The following is a 14,131-nucleotide window of genomic DNA, read 5'->3' as shown; positions in this document are numbered from 1 at the left end:
AAAATGAGTGCTTTTGCTACCTTTGTGCCGGGCAAGTCTTTTACGATCAGCTCCCTTTGAACTCCCCCAGGGCGGGAACGAAGCAAGGGTAGAAGGTTGTAGCGGTGCGATAAAAGTTGCTTGCCCATTTTTTTCCCCTAACCCCCTGAAGGGGCGATGTTAAACTAATCAGGGTTTCTCTTATATTAATTGTTTCCTCACGGAATTTTAGGGATTATGAAATTTTTTATTGATACAGCAAATCTTGATCAGATCAAAGAAGCACAGGACTCTAGGCATTTTGGATGGTGTAACCACTAACCCAAGTTTAATGGCCAAAGAAGGTATTTCTGGTGATGCAAACGTGATTGCACATTATAAAACCATTTGCGATATTGTTGATGATAATGTAAGTGCTGAGGTTATTGCTACAGATTTTGAAGGTATTGTAAAAGAAGGTGAAGCTTTGGCGGCACTTAACCCTAAGATCGTTGTAAAAGTACCGATCATCAAAGATGGTATCAAAGCCATTAAATATTTCTCTGGTAAAGGAATTAGAACCAATTGTACATTGATCTTCTCTCCAGGACAGGCTTTACTGGCTGCAAAAGCTGGTGCAAGTTATGTATCTCCATTTTTAGGTCGTTTAGATGATATCTCTACTGATGGTCTGCAATTGATCGAAGACATCCGTTTGATATTTGACAATTATGGTTACCCAACAGAAATTTTAGCAGCTTCAATCCGTGGCCCATTACATATTGTAGCTTGTGCTAAATTAGGGGCCGATGTAATTACAGCTCCTTTGGCAGCGATCACTGCCTTATTGAAACACCCGTTAACTGATAGTGGTTTGGCTACTTTCTTAGCTGACCATGAGAAAGCTAGCAAGAAATAAGCCTTTTTACATTCTATTATAACTAAAAAGCCCCGATTATTTCGGGGCTTTTTTTGTTTTGGTTGGTTCGTTTTAGTATGAAATGCAAAAGTATTAAGATGTGGTCAGGTATTTTAGAAGAGTTAAATTAACCTGCTAATACGGCTTTCACCTGGTCGTAGTCGATTTGTTGGTCAGGTTCAATCAATATGGCTTTTACACCAGCACCATTGGCAGCTTCAACGTCTCTTGGCTTATCACCTATCATTACAGATAAGGCAGGGTCAATATCATAAGTAGCAATGGCTTCCAACAACATGCCAGACAAAGGTTTTCTACAGTTGCAGGGCTCACTTACCGTTGGGTGATGTGGGCAATGGTAGGCATGTGTAATCTTTGCACCCTGTTTCTCAAATGCCTCAAATAAGATCTGATGCATTACGGCTAAACCTTCTTCTGTATAACGTTTTAAGGCAATGCCCCCTTGGTTGGTAATGATGATCAACAAGTAACCTTCATCGTAAAGGCGTTTCAGTGGCGGTATCTGATAGTGCAATACTTCAAAGTCTTCTACCCTACAGATGTAATCATAGATTTCGTGGTTCAATACGCCATCCCTATCTAAAAATATAGCCTTGTTCTTCATCTGGCAAATATAGGATTTTCATTTACCTCTCCTCGTAAAAAATGGAAGCTTGGCCTTATGGAATTTAATCCTTGCCTACTGCGCAAAATAAATTAACTTTAAGACTTTAATTTCAATCAGATGAGTAAAGAAGAATTTAAGCCTTTTGTACCTGCAGAAAGCAATGTTGCAGAGTTTACCATTAAATCTATTTTATTAGGTTGTATTGCGGGGATTATTTTTGGAGCAGCCACAGTTTACCTGGCTTTAAAGGCAGGTTTAACAGTATCGGCCTCCATTCCTATTGCAGTATTGGCAATTACATTGGGTAAGAAATTCTTTAAGACTACCATTTTAGAAAACAATATTATTCAGACCACGGGTTCGGCTGGCGAATCGATTGCCGCTGGTGTGGTATTTACGCTTCCCGGATTTCTTTTCTTGAGTACAGGTATTGGAGGGCAAAGTTCTGGCGAAGCCTTTTTTAATTATATGACGATTTTGATCTTGGCCATTTTAGGTGGTATCTTGGGTACACTGATGATGATTCCCCTACGTAGGTCGTTGATTGTAAAAGAACACGAAAATCTCCCATATCCTGAAGGTACGGCCTGTGCATCGGTTTTACAAGCTGGCGAAAAAGGTGGAAATTTTGCCAAAACAGCATTTTGGGGCCTAGGATTTTCTTTGGTTTATGCCATGATGCAAAAAGTATTTCATGTAGTGGCCGAAGCTCCTACTTGGGCCAGTAAACAGGCCAACAAGTTTTTGCCTTCTGCGCAGATCAGTGGCGAGATTACACCTGAATATATGGGTGTGGGGTATATTATTGGTCCGAAGATCGCAGGTGTTTTGGTTGCAGGGGGCGTATTGGCCTGGTTGGCCTTGATCCCTTTATTGTCTACTTTGATCGACCCATTGGTAGCGGCCAAACAATTGGTCAAACTGGGGTTGCTTGCCGATATCACCAAACCTGGTGGTGCAGGGAACTGGGATCCAACTACCCTAACCTTTGCCGATTATCCTAGGGCAATCTATCAGGCTTTTGTGAAACAGATTGGTGCTGGTGCCGTTGCTGCTGGTGGTTTTATTACTTTGTTAAAGACTATTCCAACAATCATTTCATCTTTTAAAGAGAGTGTAAGCTCAATCAAAGAAGGTAAAGCTGGTGGTGTTACTAAACGTACAGATAGAGACCTTTCTATTAAATTGGTAGGTATCGGTAGTTTGGTGTTGATCTTTTTAATGGCCATCCTTCCTCAAATTCCTGGTGATAGCATCATTAACAAATTATTGATTGGTGTATTGGTGATTGTCTTCGGTGCATTTTTCGTTACGGTTTCGAGCCGTATTGTTGGTTTGATCGGTTCGAGCAACAATCCCATTTCTGGGATGACCATTGCAACCATTATGGGTACTTGTTTGGTTTTCATCGCCGTTGGATGGACGGGTAAAGTTTACGAACCTATGGCCTTGGTGGTAGGTGGGATCAATCTGTATCGCTGCTGCAAATGCAGGTGCAACATCACAAGATCTTAAAACTGGCTATCTGATTGGGGCTACACCAAAGTATCAGCAAATCGCTTTATTTATAGGTGCAATTGTTTCTTCTATCGTGATTGGTCTTACCGTGAGGATATTGGACACGCCAACTGCCGAAATGGTGAAACAAGGTATTCACCATGCCATTGGTACAGAAACTTATGCAGCGCCACAAGCTACCTTAATGGCCACCTTGATCAAAGGAATGCTTTCTTTTAACCTAGATTGGCAATATGTATTGGTTGGTGTGTTTATTGCCATCACCATTGAGTTGTGTGGCATCAATGCGCTTTCGTTTGCTGTAGGTGCTTATTTGCCTTTGTCTACTACCCTGCCGATCTTTGCAGGTGGGGCCATTAAAGGTTTGGTCAACTGGCGCGAAAAACAGAAAGCTAAATCTGCCGAGGAGGAAGAGATTGCACCTGGAAACCTATTTGCTACAGGTTTGGTAGCTGGAGGTGCTATTGCGGGTGTAATTGTGGCTATTTTAATGGTTATCCCTGCTGTAAGGGACAATTTGAGCAAAGTAAACATCGAACCTTTGTTTACCAGTTGGTTTGGTGATGGTGGTTACCAGATCTTAGGGGTATTGTTCTTCTTGTTTATGGGCTTTGTGCTGTACAATATTGGTATCAAAAAACAAGACAAGATTGATTAGGCTTGGTCTTAAATAAGTTGTGATGCTGTCTTCGACAGGTCCAGACTGACAGTTATAGGCTAATTTACATTCTGAGTGCAACGAAGAATCTTATTCATTGAATAGAGATTCTTCACTTCGTTCAGAATGACAAAAAAAGCCAATTGATGCGGTCACATAATGTAAGGTTTTATATTTTTTTTGTCACACTGAGCTTGTCGAAGTGTTTATTGATAAGGTCTTCACAGGCTCAAGCTGACAGTTGATGAATTGTTATTTCAAGTCAAAACTACCTAACAGCGCTACTTTGGCTGATGATGGACCAATCATCAATTGAACCTTGCCAGAAACGGTAGCCAGATCATCAATTTTAGCATTGTAGTGTTGGATATCCGAAACCTTTAATTCAAAACTTACTTCCCGCTTTTCGCCTTTTTTTACATGCACACGTTTAAAGCCTTTCAGTTCTTTGATTGGCATTCCTTCACCCTCTTGCTTGATATAAAGTTGTACTACTTCATCCCCATCGTAAGTTCCTGTATTGATTAATGTTAAACTCACCTTTAAAGTGTTGTTTTTATCTAATTTATTTGTGGATAGTCGCAGGTTACTGTAATTGAAATTTGTATAACTTAAACCATAACCAAAAGGATAAAGCACAGGTTTGTTTACATAACGATAGGTTTTTCCTACCATGCTATAATCATCAAAAGTAGGGATATCATTGATCGATCTGTAAAAAGTAACAGGTAACCTGCCCGCAGGATTATATTTTCCGGTCAATACATCAGCCAAAGCCTCGCCACCCCTTTCTCCACCATACCAGGTTTCTACAATGGCATCGAGGTTTTCCTCTTCCCAATTGATCGCCAAAGCGCTACCATTTAACAAGACGAGTACGATTGGTTTGCCCAATTTTTTCAGCTCTTTTAACAAAGCTGTTTGCACCGTAGGCAGGTTCAGGTCTGTTTTGTCTCCACCCAAAAAGCCAGGTACCTTTACTTTAAGGTCTTCGCCCTCTAAGCGAGGCGATATCCCTCCAACAAATATGATGACTTCAGCTTTTGCTGCAGTGCTTAAAGCCGCCTCAAAATCCTTTTTCGGGTTGTAATTTGGTGTGTCTATCACATTACAGCCCTTGGCATAGCTAATGGTGCTCTGTGCAAATGCCTTTTGGATACCCTCTAAGGGCGTAACGATGTGTTGAGGGTCTCCATTGTAATTGCCCAATAAGACTCGGCATCGTTGGCATTCGGACCAATTACGGCTATATTTTTAAGCTGTTTGTGCAAAGGCAATGTATTTTTTGAATTCTTTAACAGTACAATGGATTCTCTTGCCATTTGCAGGGCCTGTGTTTGATGTGCCTGACTGTTCACCACACTATAAGGAATTTTTGAATACGGATTATCAGCATCGGCATCAAATACGCCCAATTTGAACTTGGCCCTTAACAAACGTGCAACGGCGGTATCCAATTCACTTTCTTTCAATAAGCCTTGTTTAATGGCAGGAATTACCGCTTCTGCATAACCATAACATTGGTTATCTGCACCTGCCTTGATGGCTTGCGCTACCCCTTCCACACTATCTTTAGCGGTTTTATGGAACATGTAAAAATCGTAAACGGCACCACAATCTGTAGCTACAAAGCCTTTAAAACCCCATTTGTTGCGAAGGATATCGTTCAGTAAAAAAGCATCACTGCAACATGGTTTGCCATATAAACGGTTATAGGCACACATAAATGAGTAGACATGGCCTTCTTGTGTCAACATTTTAAAAGCGGGTAGATAGGTTTCCCACAGATTTTTTTAATCGGCCTGGCATCAAATTCATGTCGTGTAGGTTCTGGGCCACTGTGTACGGCAAAATGTTTGGCCGTGGTAATGGTCTTGAAATATCGGGGATCATCGCCTTGCATGCTCTTTACAAAAGCCACACCCAGTTTACCAGTTAGATAAGGATCTTCACCAAAAGTTTCGTGGCCACGGCCCCAACGTGATCACGGAAAATGTTAACGTTTGGTGAGTAAAATGTTAAACCTGTGTATATTTTTCGGTTGCCTTCTTTTACAAACTGATGGTGTTTGGCCCTTGCTTCATCACTTACCATGGTACCCATGGTGGCCATGCCCGCAGTGTTAAAAGTTGCCGCTAAGCCAATGGGCTGTGGAAAAGAAGTAGCCAAACCTGCCCTGGCTACACCATGTAGGGCTTCGTTCCACCAATCGTAGGCGGGTATCTTTAAACGGTCTACGGCCGGAGTAGCATTGTTCATCTGCGATGCTTTTTCTTCTAATGTCATTCGCTTTAAAAGGTCTTGCACCCTTGTTTCCAATGGTAGTTTAGGATTAAGATAGGGTAATTGTTGTGCTTTTAGCTGAGCAACAGCACCTATCAATAGCAGTAGAATCAGGTTTCTTTTCATTGATCTATCAAAATGAAATAACGATATTTTTTTAAGATAAAGCTCTGTCTAAGTGTACATAACCACCATCTACATGAATCAATTGTCCGGTAGTGTGACTAGAGCGGTCAGACAATAGAAAAACAACGGTATCAGCAATTTCTTGGGTGGTGGTCATTCTTTTTTCTAGGGGTATTTTAGCGGTAATGCTTTTTAACTTTTCTGCTGGCTGATCAAAGGTTTCAATCCAGGTTTGGTATAAAGGTGTGTACGATTCGGCCACGACTACAGCATTGACACGGATGCCGAATGGTAACAGTTCTACCGCCCATTCACGGGTCAAGGCATTACGCGCACCATTCGCAGCAGCATAGGCAGAGGTTCCGCCCTGCCCTGTTTCTGCGGTTTTACTGCTGATGTTGACGATGGCTCCCTTGCTTTCTTTTAGTGCAGGTAATGCATCATGTGCCAAAAGGTAATAATGGATTACATTTTTATGTAATGAGGCCATAAAATCGTCGTAGTTGCCATTTTCAAGCCCTACACCATCGTTAACACCAGCATTGTTGATCAAACCATCTATTTTTCCATAACGTTGTACTACGGTATCGATTACCATTTTACAGTTTGCGGGTTGGGTCAATTCTGCAGTTACGTAAGCTGCCTGTAAACCAAGTTGATTGATTTCCATTGCCAATTGTTGGTTATCAGTCTCGTTTCTTCCAATAATGATTGGTAATGCGCCCTCCATGGCCAATGTCTTCACTATAGCGGCACCGATTCCTTTTGCGCCTCCCGTAACGATTACGATCTTGTTGCTTAGGTTTAAATCCATCTTTTAAGCTTTGGTGTTACAATTTATAAAATCTTAAGGCATTATCGTTAAATAACTGTTGTTGTTCTTGCAAACTGAACTGTTGCGCATAGCGTTGCAACAAGGTTTTCCATTGGCTATAACTGCCTGCCAACAAAATTACAGGCCAATCGCTACCAAACATTAATCGAGCTATACCAAAACTTTCAACAACTACATCTAAGTAGCTGTATAACTGTTGCTCATCCCAATGTTTCCAGTCTGCTTCTGTTAACAGACCCGATAGTTTGCAATACACATTTGGATGTTGTGCCATGGTTTGGATATGGCTTTTCCAATTGGCCATTTCTCCATTGGAAATGGCTGGTTTGGCGCAGTGGTCTATCACAAAAGCTTGGTTGGCACAGGCGGCTACCATTTGTATGGCTTCGGGCAGCTGTTGTTGTTTGATCAAAATGTCGTAGGTATAGCCAAAAGCTGTTAAGGCTTTGATTCCATTCAAAAAATCAGTTTGCAACATAAAACCCTCTGGTTCTGCTTGGATAAGGTGTCGCCAACCTTTCAATTGTTTAAACTGGCTAAAGTGTTGTAGGCGTTCGTCAAGATTTGAGTTGCGCAGGTCTACCCATCCCACTACACCTTTGATAAACGAGTTTTGTTGTGCCAACTTTAACAAGAAGTTGGTTTCGGCTTCGCTTTGGTCTGCTTGTACAGCTATACAACCTTGTACGCCATTGGCCTTCAAAATAGGATCCAGATCTGTTGGCATAAAGCTACGTTTGATCACAGCCATCTCATCGGTGATCCAGGCATCTTTTACCGGATCATATTGCCAAAAATGTTGATGGCTGTCTATCATAGTTTAAAGATCTGATCCATCAATACCCATTTCTCGCCCGGTTGGGCAAAAGGTAGCGCTTGTTGGTATTGCCACATCAAAGTTTCCCATTCTTGTACTTTTGGGTTTTCGTTATCTGCCTTGGCCTTATCGGCAAAAGAAAAATTGTCGGCCACTTCCATGATCATCATTAGTCTATTGCCTGTACGGTAAATGCTCAGGTCAATAATACCGGATGTTCGTATACTTTCCAAAATTTCGGGCCATACGGCTTTATGGTAATCCTCATAGGTGGCAATCAATTCTGGATTGTCTTTTAGATCAAGGGCCAAACAATATCTTTTCATCTTTGGTTATTTTTTAAGCTAATGTAAAGGTTGGTAAGCTTTTGCAGTTTGTTTACTGCTTCCTAAACCATCAATACCCAATTCAATCACATCGCCTGGTTTAAGGTACCAAGGTTCTGGTTTTTGGCCCAAGCCCACTCCTGCTGGCGTACCTGTAGAGATTACATCACCAGGCAACAAAGTCATAAACTGACTGAGGTAAGCAACCATGGTAGGTACATTGAAGATAAAATTAGCGGTATTGCCATCTTGCATCACCTTACCGTTTACACTTAACCACAGGCGAAGGTTATGAACGTCTGCAATTTCGTCTTTGGTAGCCATAAAAGGGCCCAGCGGCGCAAAAGTATCACAACCTTTGCCTTTTGCCCATTGCCCATTGCGCTCTAACTGAAACTCGCGTTCACTGTAATCGTTATGCAAACAATAACCTGCAATATAGTCTTCAGCTTCTTCTGCTGTAATGTAAGATGCTTTTTTACCGATCACAATGGCCAGTTCTACCTCCCAATCGGTTTTGATACTATTTTTTGGAATAACAAGATGATCATTTGGACCAACAATGGCCGTGGTAGATTTAAAGAATAGAATAGGCTCTTTAGGGATGGGTGCATTGGTTTCTTTGGCATGGTCTAGGTAGTTCAATCCAATACAAAGTAGTTTAGAAGGTCTGGCTACAGGAGATCCCAAGCGTACCTGAGGGTCTACTTTTTGCAGATTGGCATCTTTCAGTTGCTGTTGCAGTTTGTTCAGCCCATCATTTTCAAAAAATGCTTCGTTATAGTCTGTTACCAGTGTTGATACATCAAAATATTCGTTGTTGATCATTACGCCCGGTTTTTCTTTTCCTATTTCGCCAAATCTAATCAGTTTCATCTCTATCTTTTTTTTGTTTATTGTAGTTCTAATTTAATCGATCTTGTCTATCATTTCTGGTTCTTTTTTAACCCACAAGTGCAAACCATCTGTTTCTTGTTTGTATTGAATTTTTGTTCCACTATCAAATGTAACCGCATTTTTAATTTTAGGATTAAAATCTGGTAAAATCAATCTGGTCTGCACCTGTATCATTTAAGATATGTACATATAAAATCTTGTCTTTTCGGGTAATGAGTCCCCATGGCTGTGGTTTGATTATATTGCCTGTAGTGCCATAAATGGTTTCGCTGTATTTATCCATCCATTTGCCTGTTGCAACTAAGGTGTCTACAAATTCTTTTTGGATTTGGCCATTTGGCATAGGCCCTACATTGAGCAAAAGGTTGGCATTTCGTCCTGCAGCATTGACCAGATAATGGATCACCTGCTTTGCCGATTTGTATTTATTGTCGGTACGGTTATAACCCCAAGACTCATTCATGGTTTCGCAAGTTTCTACGGGTAGATCAATCTGATGGTTGCTGAAAGCTCAGTCCACCTTTGTTTTCTCCTGGCAGGTCTCTTTCAAACATCTGAAAATCTTCACCAGCAATCGGACTCAGATGGTGGTTGTTGCCAATCAATGCCCAAGGTTTGAGTTTGTGGATCAATCCATACAATTCATCATATTTCCAATCAATGCGTGATGTCCTATCCTTTTCGCCCTCTGGTGGCGTTTGATCCCAATGACCATCAAGCCAGATGCCTGCAATCTTGCCATAATTCGTCAACAGTTCGGTCAATTGGTTTTTCATAAACTGCAGGTAAGCGGGATAATCTCCTTTTCCAGTCCTGCCTGTTTTTTGCCCAGTTCGCCCTGTTTCGTGCGGGTAATCTTCCCTGCGCCAATCTAATAAAGAGTAATATAAAAATAGTTTGATGTTTTGTTTATGGCATTCGTCTGCAATGAGTTTCACAATGTCCTTTTTGTAGGGGGTATTCATGATATTAAAATCAGAATACTTGGTGTCCCATAGGCTAAAGCCATCGTGGTGGCGCGTAATGAGCGTAATGTATTTCATTCCTGCTTTTTTGGCTAGGTCGACATATGCTGCCGCATTAAAAGCTGTAGGATTGAAAGAATCCTTTAAAATGGTATAATCTTTCACCTTTATATCGCGGTTATTCATTACCCATTCGCCGCTTCCGGGAATACTAAAAAGTCCCCAATGGATAAAGAGCCCAAAACGCATGGCATCAAACTCTTTTCTGGCGGCCAGATTCTCTTTGGTTGGGCTGTATTGTGCCTGTAGGTTTTGTGCAGTTAAAGCCAGTAGACAAATGATTAAAATTCTTTTCATAGTTTAGTTGTTTAGGGTGGTAAATCCGCCATCAATTGGGTAATCGACACCTGTAATGAACGAAGCTTCGTCGCTACATAAATACAAGGCCAAATGTCCTATTTCTTCTGGTTGGGCCATCCGGCCTATTGGTTGTGACTTGGATAGCTTTTCGAATATTTCTACTTTTTGATCAGGATAGTTCTTTGCAATAAAACCATCCACAAATGGCGTATGTACACGTGCTGGCGAAATGGAGTTGCAACGGATATTTTCGTGCAGGTAATCCTTGGCTACGCTCATGGTCATTGCTTTTACCGCACCTTTGGTGGTTGAATAGGCAAAACGATCGGCCAAACCTACCAATGCGGCAATCGAAGCCATGTTGATGATCACACCACCTTTGCTTTTGCGCAATTGTGGAATAGCCGCTTTGATACAGTTGTAAACTCCTTTTACGTTTACGGCCATTAAACGATCAAAATCATCTTCTACAGTGGTCTCTACCTTACCTACATGGGCGACACCAGCATTATTGACCAAGATATGGATGGCGCCAATTTGCGAAAAGACGTTTTCGACAACTTCTTGCTCAGCTACATTACAACTGTAGGCAAAGGCCTTGCCCCCATTGGTTTCGATGATAGAAATGGTTGTTGCTGCATTTTGGGCGTCGAGTTCTAAGATATGTACTTCAGCGCCATTTTTGGCCAAGACTATGGCAATGGCCTGACCTATGCCGCTACCACCCCCGGTAACTACTGCTTTTTTATATTGTAGGTTGAACATTTTTCAAGTATTAAGTATTAAGACCAAAGTATTAAGACCAAAGTATAAAGACAGTTTTTTAGTTGGTTGGTTCCTCGTTTGTTAGTTATTAGTTGGTTGGTTTTAGTGGGCTGCTAAAGGCTTACACCTCGTTTCCATGGTATAAAATCATCTTGGTTAAGTTGCACAGCTTTGGGTATTTCATCGCCACTGGCCACACGTATGCAATATTCTAGAATATCTGCTCCCATTTCTGCTATTGTTTTTTCTCCTGCAATGATTGGACCTGTATCTATATCGATGATATCTGCCATCCGAAGTGCCAATTGGGTATTGGTGGCGACTTTGATGGTTGGGCATACCGGGTTGCCTGTAGGGGTTCCTAAGCCTGTAGTAAACAAGATCAGTGTGGCTCCCGCTGCTGCTTTGCCAGTAGTGGCTTCTACATCATTTCCTGGTGTACATACCAAGCTCAGACCAGCTTTAGTAGCGGCTTCGGTATAATCCAATACATCTACAACTGGTGCGGCACCTGCTTTTTTTGCTGCTCCGGCCGATTTGATGGCATCGGTCAATCAAACCATCTTTGATGTTGCCTGGCGAAGGGTTCATGTGGAAACCAGAGCCCATCTGGTGGGCCAGTTCATCGTAAGCCGTCATCAATTGGATAAATTTGCGTGCAGCTGTTTCTGTTTCGCAACGATCGATCAATTCTTGTTCTACACCACAGAGTTCTGGAAATTCGGCCAACAACACCTTTGCGCCTAAAGCCACCAATAGATCAGCGGCATGCCCCACAGCCGGATTGGCAGAAATACCGCTAAAACCATCGCTACCCCCACATTTTACACCTACACAAAGCTTGCTTAAAGGTGCAGGTTGGCGCTCCGTCTGGTTAATGGCTATTAAACCATTAAAGGTTTCGTAAATGGCAGCTTTGATCAATTGTTCTTCGCTTTGTGCCGTCTGTTGTTCAAAAATCAATAAAGGTTTATCGAAATTTGGATTACGGGCTGCCAGATCCTTTTTAAAATCGGCAATCTGCAAGTGCTGACAACCCAAGCTCAACAGCGTAACGCCTGCCACATTTGGATGGTCGGCATAAGCTGCCAAAAGTTTACTGAGTGTTTCTGAATCTTGTCGTGTGCCTCCACAGCCACCTTGATGGTTCAAGAATTTGATTCCATCTACATTTTTAAATAATCTGTTTTCTGTTTTAATGGTACTTGAGGGCAGATCGTTCAGGTCGGTTTTATTTTTAAAAGCTGTAACCAAGTTATGGGTATAGCTTTTGTATTTATCGCCTACGGCATAACCCAATTCGTTGTGCAAGGCTTCTTTGATCATGTCGAGGTTACGGTTTTCGCAAAAAACGGTAGGAATAAACAACCAATAATTGGCCGTGCCTACTTCACCATTGCTACGGTGATAACCCTTAAAGGTGCGGTTGGCAAATGGAGTTACATCTGGTGCCGACCAATGGTAATCAATTTTGCGGTAAGCATAAGGTTCTGCAGCGTGTTTGGTATTTGTTACTGTCATCCTGCTGCCTTTGGCTACATTGAACTGTGTTTTACCCACCAAAACGCCATACATGATGATCTCATCACCCTGTAGCATGTTCTGCATAAAAAATTTATGCTTGGCCGGAATGTCTTCTTGTAAAAGATAACTCTGGTTTTCAAACATGATGGTATCACCCTTTTCCAGATTGCTTAGGGCTACCAATACGTTGTCTTTTGGATTGATCTTTAAAACCCGGTGTTTCATTTTATACATTGGCCAAGGTTTGATCCGATTTGCTTTTTGTTTTGATGTTGTTGATGCCAAACATGAACACAACCAGAAAGCAAACCAGAGGTACGATATAACCATATTGGATGTTTTGTGTGGAATCTGAAATGAGACCTAAAACAGGTGGCAAAGCAGCACCGCCAACAATAGACATTACAATTAGCGACGAACCGATTTTGGTATTGTGGCCCAAACCCTCGATACCTATAGAAAAGATGGTAGGGAACATGATACTCATGAAAAAAGCAATTCCGATCAGCAGATATACCACCAATAGGCCCGATGCAAAAATGGCTACGACAGTAAAGATGGAACAGATGATCGCATAACTGATCAAAAGTTTTCGTGGATTGATGTAACGCATTAAAAAGGTGCCGAAAAAACGTCCTAGCATAAAGGCCAATCCATAGATCCGAGGTAAGTAGTTGCCGATTTTTCGTCCATACCTGCTGCATGTGTGCACATTCTGATAAAAAAACTACCCACACACACCTGTGCGCCTACATAAAAGAACTGTGCAACAATGCCCCATCTTAACTTGATGGAACTCAACGTGCCTGAAAAGCTTGCGCTTCCTGTTTCCCCTTCTTCTTCATGTTTGATGTCGGGTAGTTTAGTAAAGTAAAATATCACTGCTACAATCAAGATAATGACTCCTAAAATAAAGTAAGGTGCTTTTACACTTGCTGCCTCATTGCTCAGATACGCATTTAATTGTGCTGGCGACATGGCTTCTTGTTGTGCCTTTGTTAATTCCTTACCCGAAAGAATCAATTTTCCAATATAATTAGGTGCCACAAAAGCAGCTAAACCATTAAACGATTGTGAGAAATTGATGCGTTGGGTAGCGGTTTCTGGTGGACCCAAAACGGTAACATAAGGGTTTGCTGCTGTTTCTAAAAAGGTTAACCCACAGGCAATAATAAACAATGCACCTAAAAAAAAGGCGTACTGTAAAGTATTTGCAGCGGGCACAAAAAGAATAGACCCTAAGCCAAAAAGCAAAAGGCCAATAATAATGCCCGATTTATAACCATACCGGCGCATGATGAACCCCGCTGGTAAAGCCATTACAAAATAGGCAATAAAAACAGCAGAATCTACCAATGATGACTCGAAGTCGTTCAGCAAAAAAGCCTTACGTAAATGAGGAATCAAAATAGGATCAAGGTTGTGCACAAATCCCCAGAAAAAAAAGAGACTGGTTACTAAGATCAAGGCAAAGCGGTAGCTTTTACCTTTGGTAGGGTTCATCATGGCTAGGTCGGTTTGGTTAGATTGGATAAAAGATACAAGTTTTTAG

At 41.6% G+C, this 14,131-nt stretch carries 17 protein-coding genes, 1 other RNA gene and 2 pseudogenes; 4 read left to right on the top strand and 16 right to left on the bottom strand.

Annotated elements, in window-relative coordinates; all coding sequences use genetic code 11:
- Positions 1-29: 29 nt before the first annotated feature.
- Together ffs and fsa are read left to right on the top strand one after the other, a co-directional pair.
- An RNA gene (gene ffs / locus ACFJIZ_RS06010) (signal recognition particle sRNA small type) lies at positions 30-129 on the top strand.
- Between the two features lie 87 nt (positions 130-216).
- Positions 217-877, top strand: a pseudogene (gene fsa, locus ACFJIZ_RS06005) (fructose-6-phosphate aldolase).
- Between the two features lie 127 nt (positions 878-1,004).
- Here the strand turns inward: fsa and ACFJIZ_RS06000 are convergent.
- Complete coding sequence (locus tag ACFJIZ_RS06000; RefSeq protein ID WP_379091599.1) at positions 1,005-1,502, bottom strand: D-glycero-alpha-D-manno-heptose-1,7-bisphosphate 7-phosphatase; 498 nt, start codon at positions 1,500-1,502, stop codon at positions 1,005-1,007.
- 120 nt (positions 1,503-1,622) lie between these two features.
- On the opposite strand from ACFJIZ_RS06000, the gene ACFJIZ_RS05995 reads away from it, so the two are divergent.
- Together ACFJIZ_RS05995 and ACFJIZ_RS05990 are read left to right on the top strand one after the other, a co-directional pair.
- On the top strand, positions 1,623-3,020 hold the full coding sequence (locus ACFJIZ_RS05995; RefSeq protein WP_379091598.1) for an OPT family oligopeptide transporter: 1,398 nt from the start codon (positions 1,623-1,625) through the stop codon (positions 3,018-3,020).
- Positions 2,965-3,681, top strand: coding sequence for an OPT/YSL family transporter (locus tag ACFJIZ_RS05990; protein WP_379091597.1), 717 nt, complete (start codon positions 2,965-2,967; stop codon positions 3,679-3,681). Before ACFJIZ_RS05995 ends, ACFJIZ_RS05990 begins: the two co-directional genes overlap by 56 nt.
- A 252-nt stretch (positions 3,682-3,933) precedes the next feature.
- Here the strand turns inward: ACFJIZ_RS05990 and ACFJIZ_RS05985 are convergent, their stop codons facing one another.
- From ACFJIZ_RS05985 to ACFJIZ_RS05915, 15 genes and pseudogenes are all read right to left on the bottom strand, one after another.
- A complete protein-coding gene (locus ACFJIZ_RS05985) occupies positions 3,934-4,890 on the bottom strand; it encodes a glycoside hydrolase family 3 C-terminal domain-containing protein (protein ID WP_379091596.1) in 957 nt (318 codons plus the stop codon).
- Positions 4,845-5,468 (bottom strand): glycoside hydrolase family 3 N-terminal domain-containing protein, encoded by a 624-nt coding sequence (locus ACFJIZ_RS05980; protein ID WP_379093906.1) that lies wholly within the window; start codon positions 5,466-5,468, stop codon positions 4,845-4,847. Before ACFJIZ_RS05980 ends, ACFJIZ_RS05985 begins: the two co-directional genes overlap by 46 nt.
- Positions 5,432-5,608 carry a hypothetical protein gene (locus tag ACFJIZ_RS05975; RefSeq protein WP_379093903.1) on the bottom strand — a complete coding sequence of 59 codons (177 nt, stop codon included), beginning with the start codon at positions 5,606-5,608 and terminating at the stop codon, positions 5,432-5,434. Before ACFJIZ_RS05975 ends, ACFJIZ_RS05980 begins: the two co-directional genes overlap by 37 nt.
- A gap of 8 nt (positions 5,609-5,616) precedes the next feature.
- Positions 5,617-6,090, bottom strand: coding sequence for a hypothetical protein (locus ACFJIZ_RS05970; protein ID WP_379091595.1), 474 nt, complete (start codon positions 6,088-6,090; stop codon positions 5,617-5,619).
- A 31-nt stretch (positions 6,091-6,121) separates the two neighbouring features.
- Positions 6,122-6,904: an SDR family oxidoreductase gene (locus ACFJIZ_RS05965; protein WP_379091593.1), complete on the bottom strand. Its 783-nt coding sequence runs from the start codon at positions 6,902-6,904 to the stop codon at positions 6,122-6,124.
- A 16-nt stretch (positions 6,905-6,920) separates the two neighbouring features.
- Positions 6,921-7,742 (bottom strand): amidohydrolase family protein, encoded by an 822-nt coding sequence (locus tag ACFJIZ_RS05960; RefSeq protein WP_379091591.1) that lies wholly within the window; start codon positions 7,740-7,742, stop codon positions 6,921-6,923.
- On the bottom strand, positions 7,739-8,068 hold the full coding sequence (locus tag ACFJIZ_RS05955) for an L-rhamnose mutarotase (RefSeq protein ID WP_379091588.1): 330 nt from the start codon (positions 8,066-8,068) through the stop codon (positions 7,739-7,741). The genes ACFJIZ_RS05960 and ACFJIZ_RS05955 overlap by 4 nt, the downstream gene beginning before the upstream one ends.
- An 18-nt stretch (positions 8,069-8,086) precedes the next feature.
- The gene (locus ACFJIZ_RS05950) at positions 8,087-8,944 is read right to left on the bottom strand and encodes a fumarylacetoacetate hydrolase family protein (RefSeq protein ID WP_379091586.1); all 858 of its coding nucleotides are present in this window, start codon (positions 8,942-8,944) and stop codon (positions 8,087-8,089) included.
- 33 nt (positions 8,945-8,977) lie between these two features.
- Positions 8,978-9,130, bottom strand: coding sequence for a hypothetical protein (locus ACFJIZ_RS05945; RefSeq protein ID WP_379091584.1), 153 nt, complete (start codon positions 9,128-9,130; stop codon positions 8,978-8,980).
- A complete protein-coding gene (locus ACFJIZ_RS05940; RefSeq protein WP_379091582.1) occupies positions 9,099-9,428 on the bottom strand; it encodes an alpha-L-fucosidase in 330 nt (109 codons plus the stop codon). The genes ACFJIZ_RS05945 and ACFJIZ_RS05940 overlap by 32 nt, the downstream gene beginning before the upstream one ends.
- A 25-nt stretch (positions 9,429-9,453) precedes the next feature.
- The gene (locus ACFJIZ_RS05935; protein ID WP_379091580.1) at positions 9,454-10,287 is read right to left on the bottom strand and encodes an alpha-L-fucosidase; all 834 of its coding nucleotides are present in this window, start codon (positions 10,285-10,287) and stop codon (positions 9,454-9,456) included.
- A gap of 3 nt (positions 10,288-10,290) precedes the next feature.
- The gene (locus ACFJIZ_RS05930) at positions 10,291-11,055 is read right to left on the bottom strand and encodes an SDR family NAD(P)-dependent oxidoreductase (RefSeq protein ID WP_379091578.1); all 765 of its coding nucleotides are present in this window, start codon (positions 11,053-11,055) and stop codon (positions 10,291-10,293) included.
- Positions 11,056-11,168: 113 nt separating this feature from the next.
- Positions 11,169-12,804: pseudogene (locus tag ACFJIZ_RS05925) on the bottom strand (UxaA family hydrolase).
- Between the two features lies 1 nt (position 12,805).
- On the bottom strand, positions 12,806-13,222 hold the full coding sequence (locus tag ACFJIZ_RS05920) for a hypothetical protein (protein ID WP_379091576.1): 417 nt from the start codon (positions 13,220-13,222) through the stop codon (positions 12,806-12,808).
- Positions 13,216-14,085, bottom strand: a complete 870-nt coding sequence (locus ACFJIZ_RS05915) for a sugar MFS transporter (RefSeq protein WP_379091574.1) — start codon at positions 14,083-14,085, stop codon at positions 13,216-13,218. Before ACFJIZ_RS05915 ends, ACFJIZ_RS05920 begins: the two co-directional genes overlap by 7 nt.
- Positions 14,086-14,131 lie beyond the last annotated feature (46 nt).

Origin of the sequence: Pedobacter sp. UC225_65 (assembly GCF_042698365.1) — a bacterium.
GTDB lineage: Bacteria > Bacteroidota > Bacteroidia > Sphingobacteriales > Sphingobacteriaceae > Pedobacter.
Note: the sequence above shows the minus strand (reverse complement) of the source record. Positions and strands in the feature narration are given on the sequence as shown.